General features: G+C 37.7%; 28 protein-coding genes. 23 read left to right on the plus strand and 5 right to left on the minus strand.

Annotated elements, in window-relative coordinates; genetic code table 11:
- The first annotated feature begins 102 nt into the window (after nucleotides 1-102).
- A complete protein-coding gene (locus ACRX5O_RS03820) occupies nucleotides 103-693 on the plus strand; it encodes a YpjP family protein (protein ID WP_433904677.1) in 591 nt (196 codons plus the stop codon).
- Between the two features lie 436 nt (nucleotides 694-1,129).
- On the opposite strand, the gene ACRX5O_RS03825 is transcribed toward ACRX5O_RS03820, so the two are convergent.
- Both ACRX5O_RS03825 and ACRX5O_RS03830 read right to left on the minus strand, forming a co-directional pair.
- Nucleotides 1,130-2,038 (minus strand): nuclease-related domain-containing protein, encoded by a 909-nt coding sequence (locus ACRX5O_RS03825; protein ID WP_433904678.1) that lies wholly within the window; start codon nucleotides 2,036-2,038, stop codon nucleotides 1,130-1,132.
- A complete protein-coding gene (locus ACRX5O_RS03830) occupies nucleotides 2,035-2,421 on the minus strand; it encodes a GIY-YIG nuclease family protein (protein ID WP_433904679.1) in 387 nt (128 codons plus the stop codon). The genes ACRX5O_RS03825 and ACRX5O_RS03830 overlap by 4 nt, the downstream gene beginning before the upstream one ends.
- A 93-nt stretch (nucleotides 2,422-2,514) precedes the next feature.
- Here ACRX5O_RS03830 and ACRX5O_RS03835 point away from each other — a divergent pair, with 93 nt between their 5' ends.
- The 13 genes from ACRX5O_RS03835 to ACRX5O_RS03895 all read left to right on the plus strand — a co-directional run bounded on the left by ACRX5O_RS03835 (nucleotide 2,515) and on the right by ACRX5O_RS03895 (nucleotide 12,903).
- Nucleotides 2,515-3,309, plus strand: coding sequence for a thymidylate synthase (locus ACRX5O_RS03835; protein ID WP_433904680.1), 795 nt, complete (start codon nucleotides 2,515-2,517; stop codon nucleotides 3,307-3,309).
- The gene (locus ACRX5O_RS03840; protein ID WP_433904681.1) at nucleotides 3,306-3,785 is read left to right on the plus strand and encodes a dihydrofolate reductase; all 480 of its coding nucleotides are present in this window, start codon (nucleotides 3,306-3,308) and stop codon (nucleotides 3,783-3,785) included. Before ACRX5O_RS03835 ends, ACRX5O_RS03840 begins: the two co-directional genes overlap by 4 nt.
- An 81-nt stretch (nucleotides 3,786-3,866) precedes the next feature.
- Nucleotides 3,867-4,598 carry a lysophospholipid acyltransferase family protein gene (locus ACRX5O_RS03845; protein ID WP_433904682.1) on the plus strand — a complete coding sequence of 244 codons (732 nt, stop codon included), beginning with the start codon at nucleotides 3,867-3,869 and terminating at the stop codon, nucleotides 4,596-4,598.
- A gap of 166 nt (nucleotides 4,599-4,764) precedes the next feature.
- Nucleotides 4,765-6,033, plus strand: coding sequence for a threonine ammonia-lyase IlvA (gene ilvA / locus ACRX5O_RS03850; protein ID WP_433904683.1), 1,269 nt, complete (start codon nucleotides 4,765-4,767; stop codon nucleotides 6,031-6,033).
- A 143-nt stretch (nucleotides 6,034-6,176) separates the two neighbouring features.
- Nucleotides 6,177-6,374: a twin-arginine translocase TatA/TatE family subunit gene (locus ACRX5O_RS03855; protein WP_119708849.1), complete on the plus strand. Its 198-nt coding sequence runs from the start codon at nucleotides 6,177-6,179 to the stop codon at nucleotides 6,372-6,374.
- Between the two features lie 61 nt (nucleotides 6,375-6,435).
- Entirely contained in the window at nucleotides 6,436-7,191 is a 756-nt protein-coding gene (tatC, locus tag ACRX5O_RS03860; protein WP_433904684.1) for a twin-arginine translocase subunit TatC, read from the plus strand.
- Between the two features lie 128 nt (nucleotides 7,192-7,319).
- On the plus strand, nucleotides 7,320-7,622 hold the full coding sequence (locus tag ACRX5O_RS03865) for a DUF5658 family protein (RefSeq protein WP_433904685.1): 303 nt from the start codon (nucleotides 7,320-7,322) through the stop codon (nucleotides 7,620-7,622).
- 124 nt (nucleotides 7,623-7,746) lie between these two features.
- Nucleotides 7,747-7,998, plus strand: coding sequence for a DUF2535 family protein (locus tag ACRX5O_RS03870; RefSeq protein WP_251514983.1), 252 nt, complete (start codon nucleotides 7,747-7,749; stop codon nucleotides 7,996-7,998).
- Between the two features lie 142 nt (nucleotides 7,999-8,140).
- Nucleotides 8,141-8,983 (plus strand): DegV family protein, encoded by an 843-nt coding sequence (locus ACRX5O_RS03875; RefSeq protein ID WP_433904686.1) that lies wholly within the window; start codon nucleotides 8,141-8,143, stop codon nucleotides 8,981-8,983.
- Nucleotides 8,984-9,141: 158 nt separating this feature from the next.
- Nucleotides 9,142-10,755: an ATP-binding protein gene (locus tag ACRX5O_RS03880; RefSeq protein WP_433904687.1), complete on the plus strand. Its 1,614-nt coding sequence runs from the start codon at nucleotides 9,142-9,144 to the stop codon at nucleotides 10,753-10,755.
- 84 nt (nucleotides 10,756-10,839) lie between these two features.
- On the plus strand, nucleotides 10,840-11,418 hold the full coding sequence (locus ACRX5O_RS03885; RefSeq protein WP_433904688.1) for an SCO family protein: 579 nt from the start codon (nucleotides 10,840-10,842) through the stop codon (nucleotides 11,416-11,418).
- An 83-nt stretch (nucleotides 11,419-11,501) separates the two neighbouring features.
- Nucleotides 11,502-12,335: an SGNH/GDSL hydrolase family protein gene (locus ACRX5O_RS03890; protein ID WP_433904689.1), complete on the plus strand. Its 834-nt coding sequence runs from the start codon at nucleotides 11,502-11,504 to the stop codon at nucleotides 12,333-12,335.
- The gene (locus ACRX5O_RS03895; RefSeq protein WP_433904690.1) at nucleotides 12,328-12,903 is read left to right on the plus strand and encodes a YpmS family protein; all 576 of its coding nucleotides are present in this window, start codon (nucleotides 12,328-12,330) and stop codon (nucleotides 12,901-12,903) included. The genes ACRX5O_RS03890 and ACRX5O_RS03895 overlap by 8 nt, the downstream gene beginning before the upstream one ends.
- A gap of 21 nt (nucleotides 12,904-12,924) precedes the next feature.
- Here the strand turns inward: ACRX5O_RS03895 and ACRX5O_RS03900 are convergent, their stop codons facing one another.
- On the minus strand, nucleotides 12,925-13,695 hold the full coding sequence (locus ACRX5O_RS03900; RefSeq protein WP_433904691.1) for a DUF4397 domain-containing protein: 771 nt from the start codon (nucleotides 13,693-13,695) through the stop codon (nucleotides 12,925-12,927).
- 296 nt (nucleotides 13,696-13,991) lie between these two features.
- Between ACRX5O_RS03900 and rsgA the strand changes: the two genes are divergently transcribed.
- The 3 genes from rsgA to msrB all read left to right on the plus strand — a co-directional run bounded on the left by rsgA (nucleotide 13,992) and on the right by msrB (nucleotide 16,119).
- Nucleotides 13,992-15,047 carry a ribosome small subunit-dependent GTPase A gene (gene rsgA / locus ACRX5O_RS03905; RefSeq protein ID WP_433904692.1) on the plus strand — a complete coding sequence of 352 codons (1,056 nt, stop codon included), beginning with the start codon at nucleotides 13,992-13,994 and terminating at the stop codon, nucleotides 15,045-15,047.
- Nucleotides 15,048-15,166: 119 nt separating this feature from the next.
- A complete protein-coding gene (gene msrA, locus ACRX5O_RS03910) occupies nucleotides 15,167-15,694 on the plus strand; it encodes a peptide-methionine (S)-S-oxide reductase MsrA (protein WP_119708841.1) in 528 nt (175 codons plus the stop codon).
- Nucleotides 15,691-16,119: a peptide-methionine (R)-S-oxide reductase MsrB gene (gene msrB / locus ACRX5O_RS03915; protein ID WP_433904693.1), complete on the plus strand. Its 429-nt coding sequence runs from the start codon at nucleotides 15,691-15,693 to the stop codon at nucleotides 16,117-16,119. The genes msrA and msrB overlap by 4 nt, the downstream gene beginning before the upstream one ends.
- Before the next feature lie 28 nt (nucleotides 16,120-16,147).
- Here the strand turns inward: msrB and ACRX5O_RS03920 are convergent, their stop codons facing one another.
- Nucleotides 16,148-16,753, minus strand: coding sequence for a DUF502 domain-containing protein (locus ACRX5O_RS03920; protein ID WP_433904694.1), 606 nt, complete (start codon nucleotides 16,751-16,753; stop codon nucleotides 16,148-16,150).
- 178 nt (nucleotides 16,754-16,931) lie between these two features.
- Between ACRX5O_RS03920 and ACRX5O_RS03925 the strand changes: the two genes are divergently transcribed.
- The 3 genes from ACRX5O_RS03925 to ACRX5O_RS03935 all read left to right on the plus strand — a co-directional run bounded on the left by ACRX5O_RS03925 (nucleotide 16,932) and on the right by ACRX5O_RS03935 (nucleotide 19,810).
- A complete protein-coding gene (locus tag ACRX5O_RS03925) occupies nucleotides 16,932-17,108 on the plus strand; it encodes a YjcZ family sporulation protein (protein WP_433904695.1) in 177 nt (58 codons plus the stop codon).
- Nucleotides 17,109-17,292: 184 nt separating this feature from the next.
- Nucleotides 17,293-18,759 (plus strand): NAD(P)/FAD-dependent oxidoreductase, encoded by a 1,467-nt coding sequence (locus tag ACRX5O_RS03930; protein ID WP_433904696.1) that lies wholly within the window; start codon nucleotides 17,293-17,295, stop codon nucleotides 18,757-18,759.
- 73 nt (nucleotides 18,760-18,832) lie between these two features.
- The gene (locus ACRX5O_RS03935) at nucleotides 18,833-19,810 is read left to right on the plus strand and encodes a S66 family peptidase (protein WP_433904765.1); all 978 of its coding nucleotides are present in this window, start codon (nucleotides 18,833-18,835) and stop codon (nucleotides 19,808-19,810) included.
- Between the two features lie 119 nt (nucleotides 19,811-19,929).
- Here ACRX5O_RS03935 and ACRX5O_RS03940 read toward each other — a convergent pair whose 3' ends face one another.
- Nucleotides 19,930-20,226: a YuzF family protein gene (locus tag ACRX5O_RS03940; protein WP_433904697.1), complete on the minus strand. Its 297-nt coding sequence runs from the start codon at nucleotides 20,224-20,226 to the stop codon at nucleotides 19,930-19,932.
- A gap of 169 nt (nucleotides 20,227-20,395) precedes the next feature.
- On the opposite strand from ACRX5O_RS03940, the gene ACRX5O_RS03945 reads away from it, so the two are divergent.
- From ACRX5O_RS03945 to ACRX5O_RS03955, 3 genes are read left to right on the plus strand one after another with little or no spacing between them, the layout of a single operon-like run.
- A complete protein-coding gene (locus tag ACRX5O_RS03945; protein WP_433904698.1) occupies nucleotides 20,396-21,742 on the plus strand; it encodes an aspartate aminotransferase family protein in 1,347 nt (448 codons plus the stop codon).
- A gap of 3 nt (nucleotides 21,743-21,745) precedes the next feature.
- Entirely contained in the window at nucleotides 21,746-22,438 is a 693-nt protein-coding gene (locus ACRX5O_RS03950) for a CoA transferase subunit A (RefSeq protein WP_433904699.1), read from the plus strand.
- Nucleotides 22,423-23,064 carry a 3-oxoacid CoA-transferase subunit B gene (locus tag ACRX5O_RS03955; protein ID WP_433904700.1) on the plus strand — a complete coding sequence of 214 codons (642 nt, stop codon included), beginning with the start codon at nucleotides 22,423-22,425 and terminating at the stop codon, nucleotides 23,062-23,064. The genes ACRX5O_RS03950 and ACRX5O_RS03955 overlap by 16 nt, the downstream gene beginning before the upstream one ends.
- Nucleotides 23,065-23,069: the final 5 nt, after the last annotated feature.

The following is a 23,069-nucleotide window of genomic DNA, read 5'->3' on the forward strand; positions in this document are numbered from 1 at the left end:
GTGATTTAATCTCCCACTTTCTACTGTAAAAAGAGTATAATATGAGAAAAGAGCCAGTATTTTCTAAATACTCTTAAAGGCTAGTAGAAAGGGTTGGAGATCATGCCAAAATGGTTGCAAAAATCCTTCGTCGTGTTGGTTACAATTTTAACATTTGGTTTGGTAACACCTTCCCAAACCTTTCTATATAATCAAGCTTCAGCGGATAAACCAACACGTGAAGACGCGGTTAAAGCCGAAACAACATATACTCAAATCGAAGAGATCAGTGAAGAAGAGCCCGACAGTAGTTGCCAGATCATACAAAGCTGGTTAAGTGAAGCAGAAGAATTATCCTACATAAAATTTGGAAGCAGAATCAAACCTGTTATAGAAGACGAATTCAAGCAGGTTATCCTCCCAAATATTCATAAAGCCATTGAAGAAGTAGCCGTAAAGTACCCGGAAGAAAAACTAGCATACCTAGAATTAAGCGAAGTCCCAACAGGTGGCAACGCTGAAAAAATTTTTCACCTATATAGCAAAGAAAGCAACAAAGACATTATCCGCTTCCACGTAAGAAAGGACCACCCACCCCAAAGTGGCTACTGGTTTAACTTTCACTACCACACAAGCGATGACAACTTTGAGGCCCATCATGACCTCGGCTCTATTTATTGGGACACAAACACCCCACCTAAGTGGATGAGCTGATGATAAGGAACCCCCTTTGACTGATGTTGGAGGGGGTTTTTGTGTTTTGTTGGGTGAGTTTGGTTTAGTGCCCTAGGAATCCTGTATTTAGTAGGTTGAGGGAACCAAAATAGCATTTGGTACCCTGGAAATCCAGTATTTAGTAGGTTGAGGGCACTAAAATAGAATTTAGTGCCCTGGAAAACCAGTATTTAGTAGGTTGAGGGCACTAAAATAGAATTTGATGCCCTGGAAAACCAGTTTTTAGTAGAATGAGGGCACCAAAATAGAATTTGGTTCCCTGTGAATCCAGTATTTAGTAGAATGAGGGCACCAAAATAGAATTTAGTGCCCTGGAAAACCAGTATTTAGTAGGTTGAGGGCACTAAAATAGCATTTGGTTCCCTGTTAATCCAGTATTTGGTAGAATGAGGTAACCAAGATAGAATATTGTAGACTACTTATAGTATTTTGATCTACCATTCCCAACGGATTGAAAATAATTATTCAAAAGACTCCGTGTAACTTTTAATGAGGGAATAATTTCACACCAAATGTAAATCTCTTTCGTTGTGATCTTTTTAGTAGGGAACAGAAGTCTATACGCTTCAACGGTACGAACAAAAGAATTTACGATAAATTCTGAATTTCCGCAGTATTTGCAATGTAGAATCGATTCCCCCCATTCACCAAAAAACTCGCTACACCCCCTACATTCAATCCCTTTTCTCAATGATTCATAACTGTAACTAGGTACTCTCAAGAATGGAGTAGAAGCCACATGATCATCGCACAATTGTTTTGCGAGTTTCGTATGCTGGGCGGTAAGTGTTCCTCTTTTAGATTCGAGTGAACTTTGAAGTTGCTGAAGTTGAGTGGGGAAGATAGCGGGTAAATCGATAGGGGCTTGGTATAGGGTGAAGGTCGGGTGTACAAAAACAACTTTTGATTCAATTGGGACAGAAAAGCGGTGGGTATGAAGGTATTTACGGAGTAAGGTCTCACTTCTATCCAACTGCAGGATTGGGTTATTAACCTCTTTTCGATTATACAATAAATGCCACTTGTTGGACTGAATAAAAAAATTATCTTCAAAGTTTTTGACTTCGTACATACATATCATATCTTTAAAAATAAGTAAGCTATCGATTTGAAAAAGATTGTTGGTTACCTCGAGTGTTATATCATTTACGATTAAACAATTATCCCCTATATTTTTGGTCAATTCATCAAACTTTAGTTCTCCTTCATATCCTTTCTCTAGATTCAGATAGTACATTCTTTCTTTTTCAGAGAACACCATGCGATTTTTCAAACACCTAAACATCTGTAACTCCAAAGAAACCCCACGCTCTTTGACTATCAAAACCCCACATCCTCTCCTAAAAACAACAAATGCGAATAACAGTGACAATCACTTGATCCAAACTTCTTCATAGGATATGTGGCCAAATACCTCGTTTTCAAACACTTAGCCAATTCACACTCACCTACTATGTCATCAAAACTCTTAACCTCTGTAATCGTTCCGTACGGGCGCAAGTAGTCAAAATGCCACCGAAACACTTTGTCCACCTTTAAGTGACGATTCACCCGTGCAACAATATTTTTCTTGGCACTTCCGACATAAATATAGCGTCCCTTTAAAAAGGAATGTGTACCAAGCTTACCAATGGTAATGGTTTGGGACTCCTCGAGCAAAAAGAACACCGCATATCTCGTATGACCTGGGTCTACAAATAACTCCAAAAACTTCGCCTCCTTCCATTGACCTGACCTCGAAATAATTATAACCTTGTAAAAGACTAGTATTTCGTAAAATTTGTGACAGTAGGTGGAAGAATGAAACAATATTTAGAGCTATGTAAGCATGTGTTAGAAAATGGTGTAAAAAAACAAGATCGTACAGGAACGGGTACAATTAGTACATTTGGTTATCAAATGCGTTTTGATTTACAAGAAGGATTTCCTCTTGTGACAACAAAAAAATTACATTTGAAATCAATCATTCATGAATTACTTTGGTTCCTTCAAGGTGACACGAATATAAAGTATCTTCAAGATAACGGCGTTCGCATTTGGAATGAATGGGCAGATGAAGAAGGGAATTTAGGTCCTGTGTACGGACACCAGTGGAGATCATGGACGACTTCGACAGGGGAAACAGTGGATCAAATTTCTGACCTGGTTAATCAGATTAAAACAAACCCTGATTCAAGGCGTTTAATTGTAAATGCATGGAATGTCGGAGATATTGATAAAATGGCACTTCCTCCTTGTCACTGTCTGTTTCAATTTCATGTGGCAGACGGAAAGCTAAGCTGTCAGTTATATCAACGTTCGGCTGATGTGTTTTTAGGTGTTCCATTTAATATAGCGTCCTATGCGCTTTTAACGATGATGGTAGCACAGGTATGCGATCTTGAACTTGGTGAATTTATTCATACATTTGGGGATGCACATATTTACTTAAATCATGTAGAGCAAGTGGAATTACAGCTTACTAGACAGCCACATCCATTACCTACTTTGAAAATAAACCCAGAGAAAAAAGACTTGTTTGGTTTTACGTATGACGATTTTGAGTTGGTTAACTACGAGGCACATCCTCATATTAAAGGGGTTGTTAGTGTATGATTTCCCTTCTTTGGGCAATGGACGAGAACCGGGCGATAGGTCGTAACAATCAACTTCCTTGGCATCTTCCTGAGGATTTAAAGTATTTTAAGAAAGTTACGATGGGGAAGCCAATTGCGATGGGCCGGAAAACATATGATTCCATTGGAAGGCCGCTTCCTGGTAGAGAAAATATTGTTATTACACGTAGTCAGGGAGTAACTATTGAAGGCTGTACAGTTATTCATGATGTAAAAGATTTATTAAAGCGTGACGATGAGGAGCTTTTTGTGATTGGTGGCGCTGAAATTTTTAAAGAGATTATTCCTTTCGTAGATCGCCTTTATGTTACGGAAATTCGTGAAGAGTTCGAGGCAGATACGTTTTTTCCGGAATACAATTTATCCGACTGGGAGCTTATCGAATCCACTCCAGGTATGAAAGATGAAAAAAATCCATACAATTATGAATTTCTTGTGTACCAACGTAAGCAGTGAGTAATCACTGCTTATTTTTTATGTTTAAAACGAATACAATCAAGTATAATTAGTGTGGTTACATAATGGAGGGTGAACAAGATGATCAGGCTAATGGCTGTTTTTTTGTACATGAGTGGTTATTTGGTTTATAGCATACCTAAATTGCAAAGAATGAAAAATTTAGACAAACGTTTATCAGTTTCAGAGAGAGATCAGTTAATTCATGCGATTCCAAACAAATGGTCGAAAACAATTATGAAGTTGACCGGTTCTAAGGTGAAGGTGGAGGGGATTGAGAATCTTCCTGAAGGTGCGGTTGTAATGATTAGCAATCACGAAGGAGATTTTGATATTCCTACATTACTGGCTAGTATTGAAAAGCCGTTTGGGTTTATATCAAAAGTAGAAGTGAAAAAAGTTCCGATCCTTTCTACTTGGATGGAAATCATGAATTGCGTGTTTATTGATCGAAGCGATCGTAGGAAATCTGTTCAATCGATACGGGAGGCTGTTAAGTTATTAAAAGAGGGTCACTCCATTGCCATTTTTCCTGAAGGAACGAGAAGTAAAGGTGGACCGATCGGTGAGTTTAAATCTGGTGGTTTCCGACTTGCTAAGGATGCGAAGGTACCAATTGTGCCAATTAGTATTTCTGGTACATCTGACGTATTCGAAAAAAATGGCCGTTTAGTGAAACCAGCTTCCATTCAGGTGAAGATATTACCTTGTATTCCTTCTTCGATATTTGATCAAAAGGATATGAAGGAAGTTTCAGATTATGTCCGAGAGGTAATTGTTAATTCTCTAAAGGATGAAAAAATCGCATCATGACATGCTAGGCTTATGGAGTCTAGCTTTTTTTCTTTATCTGAGGATATGCTGACCAAGAATAACCCGTTTTATAAATTGAAAAATACAAATTTTTTGATAATAAGCTTGAAATGATGGGTGAGAGTGGTATAATGTACTGATTATAACGGGAAAATGGAGGATGGTTATGGAACAGAAAGTGCTGAAAAAAAGATGGGTGCAGGTTGAAGATATTTTAATAGCGCACCACCAACTCAAAGACATCGTTGCCCATACACCGTTACAAAAAAACGAGCGTTTATCAGAAAAATATGATTGTAATGTGTATTTAAAAAGGGAAGATTTGCAGCACGTTCGCTCTTTTAAGTTAAGAGGTGCTTTTTATAAGATGAAAGCGCTTGGTAAGGACAATCTGTCTAATGGGGTTGTTTGTGCAAGTGCAGGGAATCATGCTCAAGGTGTAGCATATGCTTGTCGTCATCTTGGTGTACAAGGGAAAATTTATATGCCAACGACAACACCTAAGCAAAAAGTTGGGCAAGTAGAGTTATTTGGTAGAGGATTTATCGAAATTATACTTGTTGGGGATACGTTCGATGATTCTTATGCCAAAGCGGTTGAGTGTGCGGAAAAAGAAGGAAGGACCTTCATTCATCCTTTTGATGATGAGCTTGTAATCGCAGGACAAGGAACGGTCGCTGTAGAAATACTGCAGGATTGTGAAGAAACCGTAGATTATGTGTTTGCCAGTATTGGTGGTGGAGGGCTTATGGCGGGTGTGAGCACGTATGTAAAAAGTGTCTCTCCTCAAACAAAGCTAATTGGTGTGGAACCTTATGGTGCCCCAGCCATGAAGACCTCTTTCCATAACGAAGTCGTGACTGCTCTAGATGACATTGATAAGTTCGTTGACGGAGCTGCTGTAAAAAGTGTGGGTAGTAAAACATTTGATACTTGCTATGAGTTGTTGGATGATATCCTTCTGGTTCCAGAAGGGAAGGTTTGCACAAGTATTTTAGAATTATACAATGAGCATGCCATTGTTGCTGAGCCAGCCGGTGCTTTACCAATTGCAGCTCTTGATCTTTATAAGGATGAAATTAAAGGGAAAAATATTGTCGTTATTATTAGTGGTGGAAATAACGATATCGGTCGTATGCAGGAAATTAAAGAGCGTTCATTGTTGTATGAGGGTCTACTTTATTATTTCATCGTTAACTTCCCACAACGTGCGGGTGCACTTCGTGAGTTTTTAGACGAAGTATTGTCACCAACGGATGATATTACACAATTCGAATATACTAAGAAAAATAATAAAGAAAATGGACCAGCACTAGTAGGGATTGAAATACAGAAGAAGGAAGACTACAAAGGTTTAATTGAAAGATTAAACAAAAAAGGTTTTGCTTTTACAGAAGTAAATAAAGATAGTAACTTATTTAATTTGCTCATTTAATGTATAATGATAAGAGAAAAATGACATCTATTGAAATTGTGAACTTCTTATGACAATGTGCTTCATATTGGCTCATTCGTTGTTAAAAGTACTATAATCGTAGTAGATTAGTTATTCTAATTAACCAAAGGGGATGTTCTACAGTGTTTTCAAACATCGGAGTTCCTGGATTGATCCTTATCCTTGTACTTGCTTTAATTATTTTCGGACCTAAAAAGCTCCCTGAGATTGGTCGTGCATTTGGTCAAACTCTTCGTGAATTTAAAAAATCTACTCGTGAGCTAACAAGTGATGTAATGGAAGAGCTCGATGAAGATAAAAAGAAGAATGCTACGAAATAAGGTGTAAGATATTTCTTACACTTTTTTTCTCGATTACATTTTGTTATGGTAGGGGACTTACATGGAGGATAAAGAATTACAGCTTGTTGATCATCTTGACGAATTAAGAAAAAGACTTATTGTCTCTATTGTAGCTTTTTTTGGCTTCTTTGTAGTTGGTTTTATTTATGTTGAAGAAATCTATCAATGGTTTGTTCGGGACTTAGATGTTAAGTTGATTGCTTTAGGACCGAGCGATATCGTGTGGGTTTATTTCATGTTAGCAGGTTTAATTGCGATTACAGGTACTATTCCTGTTCTTGCTTTGCAGATATGGTTGTTTGTTAGACCCGCATTAAAGCCTATGGAAAGAAAAATTACTTTGAGTTATATCCCAGCTTTGTTCATCTTATTTATTGTCGGCTTATGCTTTGGATATTTTGTTATTTTTCCGACCGTAATGGGTTTTTTGATCGATTTAAGTGGCGATATGCTTGTTGCTAATTTTACAGCGGACAAGTACTTCCGTTTTATCATGAATATGTCGCTTCCATTTGGATTTTTGTTTGAACTACCTGTTGTCGTAATGTTTTTAACATCTATAGGAATTGTAAATCCATATGTACTTCAAAAAATAAGGAAATATGCATATTTTGTTCTGGTTGTAATTTCTGTAGTCATCTCACCTCCTGACTTTATGAGTGATATTTTAGTGACCATTCCACTTCTTTTTTTATACGAAATAAGTATCAATCTTTCGAAAATTGTTTATAAAAGAAAGTTGAAAAAAGAGAAAGAGTGGGGCTTAGATGAGGATGAGAAAGTAGATTTAGGATAAAAGATCAAACTCACTTTTTTATAAGTGGGTTTTTTGTTTTCAATTGGCCCTCTTTTACATTATAATTAGCATAAATAGTTCTCTATTAAGAACAAAAAATAAATTTATAATGAAAAATGAGGATTAGTATGGATCGGAAATTATTAGGTTTTCTGTTTATTTATCTCGCTCTTCTGAACGTATTTGACGCTTTTGCTACCGCACATGGATTATCACTCAATAAGATAAGAGAAATGAACCCTTATATGAATGATATTTATTACATCCATCCACTTTTGTTTTTAACGATAAAAATCTCCTTATCAGTACTTCTCATTTGTATGGGAGTTATTTGGGGGAGTATGATACGAAAAAAAAGATTCATTTCGTCTCTTATTATTCTATCCTCTATCATTTATAACCGGTTTGTTTTACGCATATTTATTGGATGACCCAGTACTACTTTTCATAATGAAAAAAATTTAAATTTTTTCACAACTAGTGTATATTCAGACACACTTCGACAAATAAATATTGTATAATATATACAAACGGGTGAAAAAGAGGATTGATATTTTGCTATTCAAAAGCCTAGAGTTCAAAAACGTTGTTGGACAGAAGGTAAAAGTCATGGAAATTCCAGTATTGGAGGAAGATAGCCCTTATTATTTTTTAATCCAAGTCCGTTTGCAATCATTTATTACGTCTCTATACCGGGACAAACAGCCGAAGAAATGCTATTCTTTTAGAGACTATTTGAAAAAAGCGTTGAAGTGGCCAGTGTACCAGGATGTTTTCCAAGTGCCAGAGCTAAAGAATAACGCGTAAAATTGATGTGTTTGTTTTTCTTTGACATGATTGTCTTTACATGAAGAGTATCGGTACTTGCCGATACTCTTTCTTTTTTCGACATTAACCTAGAATTCTGTATAATAGGTAGTGAGATTTTAGCATTAGGATGTGAAGGAATTTGAGTAAAATTAAAATAGTGACTGATTCAACGGTGGACATGTCCGATGAATTAATAAGGAAGTATGATATTAATGTTGTTCCATTATCTATTCAAATTGAAGGAGAGACGTACCTTGATCGGGTTGATTTAACCCCAAAGGACTTTTTGAATAAGATGAAGGCAGCAGCGGAGCTACCTAAAAGTTCACAACCACCTGTTGGAGTATTTGCTGAACTGTATGATCGATTAGGTTCGGAAGGGTATGATGTTCTTTCAATACATATGACTGGAGGAATGAGTGGTACGGTTCAGTCAGCCGAGACGGCAGCATCTATGTCAAAGGCAAATGTAAAGGTTGTTGATTCTCGCTTTATATCGAAAGCCCTTTCATTCCAAGTGATAGAAGCTTCTCAGATGGCCAAAGAAGGAAAAAATATGGATGAGATATTGGCTAGACTCAACCAGATTCGTTCAAATACAAGATTGTTTGTAGTTGTCGATACTCTTGAGAATCTCGTGAAGGGTGGGAGAATCGGAAAGGGAAAGGCAATGATTGGTTCACTTCTTAATATCAAACCAATTGCCTCTCTAGAAGGTGGAGTATATACACCTGTTTCGAAAGCTCGAAGCTACAGTCAAGTAGCTAACTACCTTGCAAAGCAATTCGCTGAAGACACAGCTGGTCATAATATCAAAGGTGTTGGACTCGTTCATGCAGAGGCTCCAGAGTTAAATCAAAAGCTGATCTCAGCCTTAAAAACAATAGCTGGTTTTGATTTAATAGATATTGAATATACCACTCCAATCGTTAGTACCCATACTGGGCCAGGTGCCATTGGTTTTATGTACTATTTTGAGTAAATTACCTGAACATTACCTGTTCAGGTTTTTTTATTTGTTCGACAAACTTCAAAGGCTGTGTAAAGAATTTATAAAAATATGGAGGAAAGACAAGGATTTTGGGTAGTGATGTCGAATAAAAAGGGAGTGAAACCCAATAAAAAGGGAACGGTGTATGTATGAAAAAATGGATCAGGCATCTTTCTTTATACAAGCAAGTTTTATTTTTTTCATTTTTTATTACGTTTGTAGTGATCTTCATGATCTCAAGTTTTAGTTATGCTCTACAGACAAAAAAGGAAATAGAGCAATTGAAGGATCGTGTTGAGGGACTATCGACGCTGTGGACAGCTGTTGTGTCTCCTGATGATGTAGAGAAATCCATTCTGTTAAAGGACCCGAATGATCCTGCGGTAAAGAGACTGCAACAACAGGTTAACTTAATTAACGAGAGGAACTCTTCTTATTTTCATAGTGGAATTGTAGCTACTTCTATAAATGAAGATAAAGGAATATATGCCACGGTTGTATCAAATAGTTACGAGGGGCTAAAGCCTTTTTCTTTTTATAAGTCGGTTGATATTCATATCAACGCTCTTAAGGAAGCAATTGAAGAAAAAACAGTAGTTAGTACAAATGTGTATACAGATGATCTTGGCACGTGGTTATCTGCGTTTGCTCCGATACAGAATGAAGAAGGTAAAGTAGTCGGGGTATTAGTCATTGATGCAGAAGCATCTTTTATCAAGAATTCGCAGTTAGAAACGATGTTATATTTAACGGTTGTCTTTGTTATAACGATAGTCATCGTATTCTTTACCCTGAAGTATGTGTTAAACAATGTGATGGAGCCCGTTGATGAGATCTTGTATGGGTTACACGAGGTAAGTGTTGGAAACTTTAATATACATCTAAGTGGTAAGAAAAATTCAAATCTTGACCCATTATATGAACGGTTTAACTTTATGACCCAACAGTTAGCCATATTGTTTGATAGATTATCCATTTCAAGTCCATTAAATGGTAAGCAAGCCGTATCGGAAGAACAATTACATACCTTTGAAGTAGCAATTGGGAAAATGGATACAATCATTAAAGAAACAAAATTACTTAAAGAGCTTCAACGAGCCGAGAAAATGAATGCCATAGGTCAGTTAGCTGCTTCCGTTGCTCACGAAATTCGGAATCCAATGACGGTAGTAAAAGGGTTTTTACAAATCTTTTTAGCAAAAGATGGATTGAGTGAAGAAGAGCATATGTACGTAAAATTAATGCTAGAAGAAATGAATCGTGCCGAGAAAATTATTAATGAATATTTATCTTTGGCGAAGCCAGACCTGGAATTTTCAGAAAAGGTTCATGCAGGTGAACTTGCACACAAAGTGATGGATTTAATGAATTCGTATGCACTCATGTCAAAAAGCATTGGGATGAAAACGAACGTATCAGGCGATGTTTTTATTAAAGGGAATGTTAGTGAGTTAAAGCAGGTACTTATAAATATATTAAAAAATGGGATAGAAGCGATGAAGGATGGGGGCACTCTCAGTTTGTCTGTACGGGAAGAAGGTCACTTTGGTATTTTTGAAATCTTTGACACAGGAATTGGGATGAGTGAAGATGAACTTCAAAGATTAGGAACGGCCTTTTATTCCTTGAAGGAAAAGGGCACTGGTATGGGACTAATGGTTTGTTATCAAATCATTGAAAGAATGAGAGGTTCTATTGAAGTAGAAAGTCAAAAAGGTGTGGGAACCACTTTTCGAATTATTCTTCCGTTATATAGGGAATAGAGGAAATTTAGTTCTTTTCCCTTTCATCTTATTATCTCGTTTGCTAGAATAAACTTGAAAAGAATGATGAATGCAGGTGGATAAATGAAGGTCAAGATGTTTAGATGGGTAAGTATGCTGATGGTATTTATTCTTGCAGCATGCGGGAATAATGGGATACCTGATGCGAAAAATTGGCCAGTTGCCGATTTTACGTATACAAATCAGGAAGGCAATCCCTTTAGTTTAAAGGATCTAGAAGGGAAAATTTGGGTGGCGGATTTTATTTTTACTAACTGCGAGGACGTGTGTCTTCCAATGACGTATAATATGGAAAAGCTTCAGCAGATGGTCAAAGATGAAGGGATTGAAAATGTAGAGTTTGTTTCCTTCTCCGTAGATCCTAATGTAGATACACCAGAAGTGTTAAAAGAATTTGGAGAGTATTTTAAGGTCGATTTTTCTAACTGGAATTTCCTTACTGGTTATGAGCAAACGCATATAGAAGAGTTTGCAATGGATTCATTTAAAACAATAGTAAAAAAACCGACAAATCAGGATCAAGTTATTCACGGAACTGACTTTTATTTGGTTAATCAGGATGGGAAAATTATGAAGTATTATACTGGTCTTAATGAAATTCCTTATGAGGAAATTATTAATGATATGAAAGCCCTTCAATAGACCTTTTAAAAGGTCTATTTTAGTTTATTTGACAAGCAGTTCACCATAGACTATACAAAAAACTATAAAGGCAGGTGTTTTTCGTGAGGTGGGCCTTTATTCTTTTTATTACCTTTGTACTTTCTTCTTGCAGTCATATACAAAATCAAAAGTCAGATCAAATACAGTTTAGAGAAACTAACGTAGAAAACAAAGCACCTATTCCTATCGATTTTATTTCCCAACCTTTTCAAATTGTTTCCGTAGGAGATTCTTTAACTCAGGGTGTGGGGGACAGTACAAACCGTGGAGGCTATGTGCCTTATCTTAAGGAGTACCTAGAAAAAGAGAAGGGGATAACCGAAGCAGAAATGGTTAATTACGGTGTAAGAGGCAATCGAACATCCCAACTTATTAGTAAACTAAAGACAGATGAAGTGAAGGATTCTTTAAAGACAGCTGATATGGTCCTTATCACCATTGGTGGAAATGATGTGATGAAAGTAGTAAGAGAAAATTTTTCTACTCTAGAGCTAGAGTTGTTTGAAACGGAAAAAAAGCAATTCGAAAAAAATCTTCGCACCATTATTGAATCGATTCGTGAAGTAAATCCATCAGGAACAGTTGTCTTGATAGGATTGTATAATCCTTTTTACGAGTGGTTTCCTGATGTAGAAGAGATGGATATCATTATGCAGGATTGGAATATGACGAGTCGGACGATATTAACCGACTATGAGCGGGCTTATTTTGTCGATATAGCTGATATTTTTCGGGAAAGTGAAGAGAATCTTTTATATACAGATTACTTTCATCCTAATGATTTAGGTTACGAAAAAATTGCTGAGAGAATTTACGAAACTCTTGCATTAGGAATATTGACGGAACGATATGAGTTGAGATCGACTGCCAGAAATGAGGCAAACATTGATGAATAGTTGGAAAAAACTTTTTATAGCTTTGATTATTCTTAATATCATCGTTGTAGTTGGAGTTATTTTTTTGATTTTCCTACCTACAAAGGATGAAGAGATTGCTCTAAAGGATATCAATCAGGATGATTATGTACAATTTCATGTTCAATCAAACAAAGCCGATTTAAACAGATTGATCAATCATTATATTGAAGAGCAAGGGCTTAATGAGAGAATCAAATACAACGTCACACTGACTGATCAGGTAGAATTGTATGGGACAATGAAGGTATTTACTCAAGACGTAGAATTAAAACTTACCTTTGAACCAGAGTCTTTAGATAATGGTGATTTGATTCTCAGACAGAAGACCATCTCGATCGGGCATCTACAATTGCCCGTTCCAGTCGTATTGAAATTCATTCGGGATAGTTATGATATACCTTCTTGGATTACGATTCGACCGAATGATGAAGAGGTGTACGTAAACCTTCATGATCTAAAACTGAAGAGCGATACAAAAGTAAGAGTAAATACTTTTGATTTAAAACGAGATAATATAATGTTTACTCTTCTTGTTCCAATAAAATAGGTGGCGTAATGGCCACCTATTTTATTCTCTCTCCGTTAAAATGATAGGTTCAATGGATGGTTCACCATTACTTAGTCCTACCGCTACAAGTGTGTACACTTGATTTCTTTGGAATGAAAGAGCTGGCAACGGAAGAAGGACATCCTTTGTTCCTGTAGCTCTTACCTCAAGATCGACGGTTAATGGAGACAGGGCTAAATAATCACTTGAGCGTCTGAACCCAATATTACGGAAAATAACATCACCGTTCTTTACGGCTATATCAACTGGTTGAGTATCAGGTGAGAGATGTACAAATCGAACTTTCGTTTCACCGGACGGAATACTCGGATTATCGTCAAGCACTACAAGCTTTATCTTTTCAACCACATCAGCAGCGGCAAGTGTATATTGCTTCCCGGCCTCAACCGTTACCTTTCTACTTAGAACGGTTGATACCATGTCTCCTGCAGGATATATATCTACTTGATATTTTCCAGCAGGTAATGATAAGTAATTGCTAGTTTCTTTAAATGAAAAATCGCGTAAAATTCGATTTCCATTAATATATACATCAACTTTCGGTGCATCAGGTGAAGCATGTAGTACACGAATTCTAGCGGGTGAATTGCTTTGATAGTAGTTTGCGACTGTTTGGGCTCTTAGGGAACTCATTGCTTTGGTCATATACCTAATGTGTTTTTGGTAATAGTGAATATGCATGGATGGATCTAAGTATTTATAATATTGTGCTAATAAATCATACATAGCAGCTTTATGCATATAGTCATCATGGTTTCTATAATCAGACAAACCCCTCACTCCTTAAAGGATATTCAGTGTAACATATGCTTTGAAGGTAGAAGAGGTGCCTATGTTTGTTTTTTTTTGTTTACAGCTTCCTGAATATGGGTTATAATACAAATATTATATAAAAGGTGGTGTTGTGTGATGATGAAATCAAGCATTGTGTATAGTGTTTCTTGTCAATTTCACACAGCCCAATCAGTTACTAGATAATGGTCGTTTATCCATTCTTTTCGTACGGTAAAAACCATGGGCTGTGTATGCCTATGGTTTTTTTAGTATGTACTTTGGGAGGATAAAAGTTGAATTTACAAACAATCGGATATAATCATTTTTTTGAACAGGAATTTTCTACTTTTGATAATAACCAAGTGATTGTAGGGAGAATCGCATTAGAACATAAGCATATGTATCGTGTGTTAACAGAGCATGGAGAATTGCTTTGTGAGATTTCAGGTAAATTTGTCTTTCAAGCAGATAAAAGAGAGGATTATCCTGCAGTCGGTGACTGGGTGGTAATTAAGCCGAGTGTAGATGAAGGAAAGGGGATTATCCAAGCCATTCTTCCGAGACAAAGCAAATTTTCTCGAAAGACAGCAGGAAATGTAACGGAAGAACAAATTGTCGCTACGAATGTGGATACCGTTTTCTTGGTTAACTCTCTAAACGACGATTTGAACTTACGCCGAATGGAAAGATACTTGCTATTAGCTTGGGAAAGTGGTGCTAATCCGGTAATTGTTCTAACGAAAGCAGATTTATGCTCGGATGTTCAAAATAAGGTAAAGCAAGTGGAAAGTGTTGCACTAGGTGTACCAATTGTTGTGATAAGTGCGGTGACAGGTACCGGTTTTGAAGACCTGGAGGTCCATTTGCTGCACGGTAAAACAGTGGCTCTCTTAGGTTCGTCAGGAGTCGGTAAGTCCACACTCACCAATTATTTACTTGGTGCAGAAAAGCAAAAAATTCAAAGTATAAGAGATGCTGATGATAAGGGACGTCATACAACAACCCACAGAGAACTTGTTGTTTTACCAAACGGAGCTTTATTAATTGATACGCCAGGTATGAGAGAAATCCAGCTTTGGGAAGGTGGAGCTGGAATGGCTGAAAGCTTCTCTGATATTCAAGAGCTTAGTAGTCATTGCAGATATAGAGACTGCAAGCATGAGGATGAGCCTGGTTGTGCAGTTGCCGCTGCTATTGAAAAAGGGGTAATGGACCTGGGACGCTTACAAAGTTTCAAGAAACTGGAAAAAGAACTGGCTTATCTGGATCGTAAGCTTGATAAAAGAGCTCAATCAGAAGAAAAGAAAAAGTGGAAAAAGATCAATAAACAAATGAAACAAAAACGGTGATTCTTACAAAAACCTCTTTTACAAAAGGGGGTTTTTTCTGTATGGAAGCTCCTTATTTGCATTGAAAGTCTTAATGAAATACTCTATATATGTAGGAGTCATTTGAAAAGAGGTGCCTTATGGAGAAACTTGCGACATTTGCTGGTGGATGCTTTTGGTGTATGGTAAAGCCGTTTGATGAACAGCCTGGAATTATTTCTGTCATCAGTGGCTATACAGGGGGACATAAGGAAAACCCTACGTATGAAGAGGTATGTCGAGAAACAACTGGGCATTACGAGGCTGTACAAATTACGTATGATCCTGAAATATTTTCTTATGAAAAGCTTTTAAGTGTATACTGGCAACAAATTGATCCAACCGATCCGGGTGGCCAGTTTTATGATCGAGGGCAATCGTATGAAACGGCAATCTTTTATCATGACGAAGAACAAAGGGTGTTAGCTGAACAATCTAAGCTTGAATTAGCGCAAAGTGGTCGTTTTTCAAAGCCTATCGCGACAAAAATTTTACCGGCAAAAGAGTTTTATACAGCTGAAGATTATCATCAACAATTTTATAAAAAGAACCCAGTACGATATGGAAGATATTCTGAGGGGTCTGGGCGTGCTGCCTTTATTAAGAAAGCTTGGGGGGATGACCAATGACAAAAGAAGGAGATTTAAAAGAAAGATTAACTCCTATGCAATATGAGGTGACCCAAAAAAATGGGACGGAGCCGCCGTTTCGAAATGAATATTGGGATCAGTTTGGTGACGGTATTTATGTAGATATTGTTTCAGGTAAGCCGCTTTTTAGCTCGAAGGATAAATATGATGCGGGATGTGGATGGCCAAGCTTTACAAAGCCTATTGACGAGGAAGAAATTATTGAAAAAATGGATCGCAGTCATTTTATGGTTCGTACAGAAGTCCGAAGTAAATCTGCAGATTCTCATCTTGGTCATGTGTTTGATGATGGACCAGGTCCGACGAAGCTAAGGTACTGTATCAACTCTGCAGCACTTCAATTTATTCCCGTTGAGGAGCTGGATGAAAAAGGATACGGTAAGTATAAAGTTTTATTTTCATAAAACAAAAGGTAAAAGCCATATGCGGCTTTTACCTTTCTTTTTGAGCTTCCATCAATGTTGTTTTTTTCGAGGTCATGCCGCCAGAAAGGATAAATTTCATCGCATCTTCTGGCTTAACATCGATAAATTCAACATCCTCTTTTTTGATTAAAAAGGTGAATCCAGCAACTTGAAAGGTTTGAGGGACATACACAGCGATATAATCGCTTAACGGTTCGTAAAAAACTTCAAGATCCTCTGCTGTAACAAACCCAAGGCTTTTCATATTTGTGCCAGGAACGGTTACAAGTGCCACCTTTGAGAATGATTTTTTCTCACCTAAGAAGGAATGGACAGTATCTTTTATAACCGAATAAACGGTTTTCACGAAAGGAATTTTCTCTAATAACCTGTCAATTATTCGGAAGATGGTACCCGTTATAAACTTCGTAGATAAAAAACCTAAAATGGTAATTAACACTAACGTTGCCAAAATTCCGATACCTGGAACATACGACTCTTTAAAGTACTGCTTCAGGAACCCACCTAATAGTCCATCTAAAAACATGAAGGTTTTATATGTTACGTAAATCACGAGTATGATTGGTACGATCGTTAATATACCATTCACAAAGCTCTTTAATATACTTTTCATTTTATATAACTCCTAACCTCTTAATATAAAAACATTACAATGTTTATTCGCTTTTGACAAGAGATACACTGTCCGCCTAAACTTTTTCGAAAAAATGGGCATATACACATGCGGGACAAGAACCTACTACATATTGTGGATAGTGTAAAAGGAAAGCTTAATTAGGAGGTATAAACTTATGCATTACGGACATGGATGTGACCCTTGTTACCCTGGTTACGGGTACCCTACAGCTGTTGCGCCTGCAGCGGTTGGACCAGTTGGATGTGGATATGGTGGCGGTTTTGCATTAATCGTTGTCCTTTTCATTCTACTCATCATCATCGGTGCTAGTTTCTACGGAAAAGGATGCTAATATAAACAAAAGCTCGAGCGATAGTTGCTCGAGCTTTTGTTTGTTTACATAGTAAAAATACGAACATTATTTTTATCTATATAAAAATTGTTCGTATTTTTGTTGACTGAATAATCTATATTTGGTATATTTACACATGGTTAATGGAAATACGAATATAGATAGTAGCCTCGGAGGGAATACCTTGAAAACAAATTATGATGTTATCGTTGTTGGAGCAGGTCCAGCTGGGATTTTTACTTGTTATGAACTTACATTAAAAATGCCGGAAGCATCCATATTACTAATTGATAAAGGTCACGACATATATAAAAGAAACTGTCCCATTTTACAAAAAAAAATCGATAAATGTCCACCAGCAGCTGGTAGGAAGGAATTTGCTGGGTGTCTACCTGCGTGTTCTATTACCAATGGATTTGGGGGAGCTGGTGCATACTCAGATGGAAAGTTTAATATAACAAGTGAGTTTGGTGGCTGGATGACGGATTATTTACCAGATTCACAGGTTGTTGATTTAATAAATTACGTGGACCGGATCAACCTTGATCATGGAGCCACAGAAAGCATCACTGACCCTTTAACTGATAAAGTTAGAGATATCGAGAGACGTGGATATGCTGCTGGCTTAAAGCTTCTGCGTGCTCAAGTAAGACACTTAGGAACAGAACAAAACCTACAAATCCTTCAAAGCATTTACGAATACTTAAAAACAAAGATTGATATGGTCTACAAGGCAGAAGTTGAGGACTTAATCACAGAAAACACGCCAGAAGGTCATAAGGTAACTGGAATTAAATTAAAAGCAGGGGAAAGCTTATCTGCTGAAAAAGTGGTGGTTGCTCCAGGACGCGACGGTTCGGTATGGCTGGCTAAGCTATTAAAATCAAGACGTTTAAAAATGATTAATAATCAAGTGGATATTGGTGTTCGTGTAGAAACATCAAATATTGTTATGGAAGAAATTAATGAGCATCTGTATGAAGGGAAATTTACGTTTAATACTTCGGTTGGTACACGGGTTAGAACATTCTGTAGCAATCCTTCAGGACATGTCGTTGTTGAGAATCACTCTGGAATCATGTTGGCGAACGGTCATGCATACAAGGACCCTAAATTAGGTAGCCCAAATACGAACTTTGCTTTACTAGTATCTCATACCTTCTCTGATCCTTTTGATAAGCCAAATGAGTATGCACATGAAATTTCTAGACTAGCCAATAGTTTATCTAACGGTGGACTAATTGTTCAAAAGTACGGAGATATTTTAAATGGACGCCGTTCCACTGAAAAGCGTATTAAAGAGGGCTTTTTAGAGCCGACACTTAAAGAAGCGGTACCGGGAGATCTAGGGTTAGTGCTTCCATATAATACACTGAAGAGTTTAATCGAAATGACAGAAGCGCTAAATCATGTATCGCCAGGTCTTGCTTCTGAGCACACATTATTCTACGGTGTGGAAGCGAAGTTTTACTCCGCACGACCAAAGCTAAATGATCGTTTTGAAACGGAAATTAGCGGGCTTTATGTTGGTGGAGATGGAGCAGGGATCACTCGCGGACTCGCTCAAGCTAGTGCATGTGGCGTTTGGATTGCTAGAGATATCGTTGAGAAATCAACAAAAAGAACAAACACGGAACCAGTTTTGGTATAATAAGATGGACCTGTCAAAAGATGGCAGGTCCTTTTTATCTATTATTTATAAAGGGGGATGGATTGTGGTGGTGATGGTTCCACGGCGATTACAACCGGGTGATGAGGTTAGAGTCATATCACCTTCAAGAAGTATGGCCATATTAAAGGAAAAACAGGTGGATATATCAAGAAGCCGATTAGAAGCATTAGGCTTTCATGTAACGTTTGGAAAACATGTACATACACACGATGAGTTTTTTAGTACCTCCATCGAGGAGCGGATAGAAGATTTGCATAACGCATTTCTTGATCAGAACGTAAAAGGGATTTTTACCGCAATAGGCGGTTATAACGCGAATCAACTGCTTAAATATATAGATTTTAACATCATAAAAAATAATCCTAAGGTGCTTATAGGTTATAGTGATATTACGGCTTTAAATTTATCTATCTATCAAAAGACGGGGTTGGTTACATATTCCGGTCCACATTTTTCTTCCTTTGGAATGAAGCATGGTTTTGAATATACAATGGATTCCTTTATCCAAGCGGTTACAAATGATGCGCCTTATGAAGTATCTCCTTCTGAGTTTTGGAGTGATGATCCTTGGTATTTAGACCAAGAGGATCGCCATTTTCATGAGCAAAAGGAATACCTAGTTCTACAAGAAGGAAACGCAGAAGGTCTACTTATTGGAGGTAATCTGTGTACCTTGAATCTGCTTCAGGGTACCGAATTTATGCCTTCCCTCAAAGGAAGTATCCTGTTTATTGAAGATGATTACGAGTCACATGCCCTTACCTTTGATCGAGACTTGCAATCGGTTTTGCATTTACCTGGTGCCGAAGACATCCAAGCCATACTAATTGGAAGATTTCAAAAGGATTCACAGGTGACAGAGGAAGCATTACGGAAAATAATTTCGTCAAAGAGGGAGATTTCCCACATACCCGTTATCGCAAATGTGAACTTTGGACATGTCAGTCCTATAGCCACCATTCCAATTGGTGGAAAAGCAACCATTGAAGCTAGACAAGGTAGCTGCTTTATTCAAATTGAACAATCATAAAATTGGCTAACGGTCATCATAAGTCTGGTGAAGACCGTTAGCGCTTGATGCTTAAGATATATCAAAAATCTTACCAATAAAAAGAACCCGCTACTGCATTCGGGCTCCTCACACTATATTCAATCCGGCATGACCGTTACAATTTGACATATACGTACAAAAAATACTTTATCCCCCACTTGCATGGCGATATGGTCTGGTTTTACATCCATTAATGTCCCTCTTAATGTATCTTTCACCGTTTCAACTACTAACATCTTTCCCATTACACTTTGTAGAGTTTGAACAACAAACGGTTCATACGTAAACATTGGCACAGGTTGTGACATTTGATTAGGTACATTCATAGGTGCTTGAGATGTCATTGATTCCATTGATGGCATCGGATTCAAAGTTGGATTCTGTCTGAAATACATTAATTTTCCTCCTCAATTTCAATTCCATAAAGAATATGTAAAAAGTAGAACATTGGAGTAAAATTTACAGGAAAATGGGCTCTAATATCTTTTGCAAAGAAAGATTTCCTCTTCTTACTCATACAATCTTATAAGGCATCGCTTACGCTTGTATGAACGGGGGAGTCAAATGGAGCATTCATATTTAATTAAACCGTTGCTTGATGCGGTATATCCAACAATAGATTATGGGAAGGGCATTTATTTATATGACAAGGAAGGGAAGAGGTATGTCGATGCTTCATCCGGTGCGGTAACAGCCAATATTGGTCATGGTGTACCGGAAATTATCGATGCGATGGTTCAACAAGCAAAGCGGGTGTCCTTTGTCTACCGATCGCAGTTTACTAGTGAAGCAGCGGAAGCACTTGCTGGAAAAATAGCAGAACAATGTGTTGGGTCTTTGAACTGGAGTTTTTTTGTAAATAGTGGCTCAGAAGCAACTGAGACTGCTATGAAAATAGCCATACAGCATTGGCAGGAAAAAGGGGTTAAAACGAAAAATAAAATCCTTTCTCGATGGGTTAGCTATCATGGTATCACGCTTGGTGCGTTATCGATGTCAGGTCATACATTGAGGCGAGCAAGATTCGTCCCTCTACTTGAGGATTTTCCCGCCATACAACCTCCTTATTGTTACCGTTGTCCATATAATTTAGAGCCCACCTCCTGTAAGTTTGCCTGTGCATCTGAACTGGAAAATGTAATTGGAAAAATAGGAGCAGACCAAATTGCCGCTTTTATTGCGGAGCCAGTGATTGGGGCTGCAGGTGGGGCAATATCACCACCGGAAGGGTATTACAAAGTAATAAAAGAAATATGTGACCGACATCAAATTCTATTTATCGCTGATGAAGTAATGACTGGATTTGGCCGGACAGGCAAAATGCTAGCATGTGAGCATTGGGGAGTCGAGCCAGATATAGTCGCGCTCGGTAAAGGAATGGGAGCTGGTTATGCCCCTATTGCTGCTGCTTTAGTCAGTGACAAAGTGATGGAACCAATCTTGGCTGGAACAAAAAGTGTAATGAGTGGTCACACTCTAAGTGCAAACCCACAATCATGCGCGGTTTCTCTAGCGGTCATGGAATATTTACAAAATAATAGAATTATAGAGCAAGTTGAATTGAAGGGCTTTTATTTATTTCATCATTTACAAGAAATAAAAGAAGAATTTTCATTTATCGGAGATATTCGGGGCAAAGGATTGTTAATCGGGATTGAATTTGTTCAATCGGTAGAAAATAAAGAGCCTTTTCCAAGAGAAGATCAAGTGACAAATAAAATGATTCAGCTTGGGGCTAACAATGGCTTACTGCTTTACCCTTCAGCAGCTGGACTTGATGGAATTCATGGTGATGCTATTATCCTTGCTCCGCCCCTGACGATTTCTAAGGATGAAATCGATGAATTATTAATTCTTCTGCGTAAAACCTTCCTAGACTTTTCCAATGAGTTTTTAGAGGGGGGGAGGTAAATCATGAAAAATCGCTTCAACAAAATTACGACAGTAGAAAAAGTATTAGATTTATTTCATGACGGTGGAACGATTATGTTTGGCGGTTTTGGAGGGGTTGGGTCTCCGCCATCTATTATTGAAGGAATGCTCAATAAAGGGATTAAGGATTTAACACTTATTGGAAATGATACCGGATTTCCACATATAGGGATAGGGAGGCTTGTAGCAAACAAACGAGTAAAAAAAGTCATTGCTTCTCATATTGGGTCCAATCCTGTTGCTGGACAACTAATGACTGAAGGAAGTCTTGAAGTCGAATTTTCACCTCAAGGAACGTTAGTAGAGCGAATTAGAGCGGGTGGCGTAGGAATTCCAGCTTTTCTAACAGATATTGGAATGGACAGTGACTTTGTGTCAACCAATAAAGAGAAAGTTGTGTTAGAGGGAAAAAGTTATTTACTAGAGAAAGCATTAAGTGCGCCTATATCGATTGTCTATGCGAAGAAGGCAGATGAATACGGCAATCTTATTTATGATAAAAGTGCAAGAAATACCAATCCTCTGGTAGCGATGGCTGGAGATATTACGATCGCAGAGGTGGAGGAAATCGTTGAAGTGGGTGAACTCCATCCGGATGAAATCGTCACACCTGGAGTGTTTGTCAATTATATTGTACCGACGGAAGGGGTGAACTGGAAATGGGTATGGGAATAGGTATCCGTGATCAAATGGCAAAAAGAGCTGCGGCAGAAATCAAAGAAGGCATGGTGGTCAATTTAGGGATTGGCATTCCCTCGCTTGTTCCAAATCATCTAACGTCAGACATAAATGTCATGTTTCATGCGGAGAATGGAATTGTTGGGATGGGGCCTTCACCAGAACATGGGGAAGAGGATGAAAACCTTTGTAATGCTGGAGGATACCCGGTTAGTTTAGTTAGTGGTGGTTCTTACTGTGATAGTGTCATTGCATTTGGAATGATACGTAGGGGAATCGTGGATATCACCATTTTAGGAGCATTGCAGGTAAGTGAAAAAGGAGATTTAGCGAACTGGATTGTTCCAGGTAAAAAAATACCTGGTATGGGCGGTGCGATGGAGCTTGCACAGAAAGCGCAAAAGGTGATCGTATTAATGAATCATACGGATAAAGTGGGAAATAGCAAAATTGTAAAAGAATGCACTTTTCCATTAACCTCTCGGGCATGTGTGGATATGATTATCACGGATATGGCCGTCTTTCATGTGACTGATAAAGGTTTAGTATTAAGTGAGGTTTTTCATCCATATACATTGGATCAAGTTCGAGAGTCTACCAATTGTTCATTTTTTTGTAAGTAACACAA

The sequence above is a fragment of the Robertmurraya mesotrionivorans genome (assembly GCF_050971805.1).
Classification (GTDB): domain Bacteria; phylum Bacillota; class Bacilli; order Bacillales; family Cytobacillaceae; genus Robertmurraya_A.

Coding starts and splice junctions, on each gene's coding strand:
- ACRX5O_RS03940 (WP_433904697.1), bottom strand. CDS start 20,226: ATGTATTTCAGACAGAATCCAACTTTGAATCCGATGCCATCAATGGAA.
- ACRX5O_RS03920 (WP_433904694.1), bottom strand. CDS start 16,753: ATGAAAAGTATATTAAAGAGCTTTGTGAATGGTATATTAACGATCGTA.
- ACRX5O_RS03885 (WP_433904688.1), top strand. CDS start 10,840: ATGAAGGTCAAGATGTTTAGATGGGTAAGTATGCTGATGGTATTTATT.
- msrB (WP_433904693.1), top strand. CDS start 15,691: ATGACAAAAGAAGGAGATTTAAAAGAAAGATTAACTCCTATGCAATAT.
- msrA (WP_119708841.1), top strand. CDS start 15,167: ATGGAGAAACTTGCGACATTTGCTGGTGGATGCTTTTGGTGTATGGTA.
- ACRX5O_RS03840 (WP_433904681.1), top strand. CDS start 3,306: ATGATTTCCCTTCTTTGGGCAATGGACGAGAACCGGGCGATAGGTCGT.
- ACRX5O_RS03895 (WP_433904690.1), top strand. CDS start 12,328: ATGAATAGTTGGAAAAAACTTTTTATAGCTTTGATTATTCTTAATATC.
- ACRX5O_RS03950 (WP_433904699.1), top strand. CDS start 21,746: ATGAAAAATCGCTTCAACAAAATTACGACAGTAGAAAAAGTATTAGAT.
- ACRX5O_RS03935 (WP_433904765.1), top strand. CDS start 18,833: ATGGTTCCACGGCGATTACAACCGGGTGATGAGGTTAGAGTCATATCA.
- ACRX5O_RS03865 (WP_433904685.1), top strand. CDS start 7,320: ATGGATCGGAAATTATTAGGTTTTCTGTTTATTTATCTCGCTCTTCTG.
- ACRX5O_RS03835 (WP_433904680.1), top strand. CDS start 2,515: ATGAAACAATATTTAGAGCTATGTAAGCATGTGTTAGAAAATGGTGTA.
- ACRX5O_RS03945 (WP_433904698.1), top strand. CDS start 20,396: ATGGAGCATTCATATTTAATTAAACCGTTGCTTGATGCGGTATATCCA.
- ACRX5O_RS03845 (WP_433904682.1), top strand. CDS start 3,867: ATGATCAGGCTAATGGCTGTTTTTTTGTACATGAGTGGTTATTTGGTT.
- tatC (WP_433904684.1), top strand. CDS start 6,436: ATGGAGGATAAAGAATTACAGCTTGTTGATCATCTTGACGAATTAAGA.
- ACRX5O_RS03880 (WP_433904687.1), top strand. CDS start 9,142: ATGAAAAAATGGATCAGGCATCTTTCTTTATACAAGCAAGTTTTATTT.
- ACRX5O_RS03820 (WP_433904677.1), top strand. CDS start 103: ATGCCAAAATGGTTGCAAAAATCCTTCGTCGTGTTGGTTACAATTTTA.
- ACRX5O_RS03925 (WP_433904695.1), top strand. CDS start 16,932: ATGCATTACGGACATGGATGTGACCCTTGTTACCCTGGTTACGGGTAC.
- ACRX5O_RS03955 (WP_433904700.1), top strand. CDS start 22,423: ATGGGTATGGGAATAGGTATCCGTGATCAAATGGCAAAAAGAGCTGCG.
- ilvA (WP_433904683.1), top strand. CDS start 4,765: ATGGAACAGAAAGTGCTGAAAAAAAGATGGGTGCAGGTTGAAGATATT.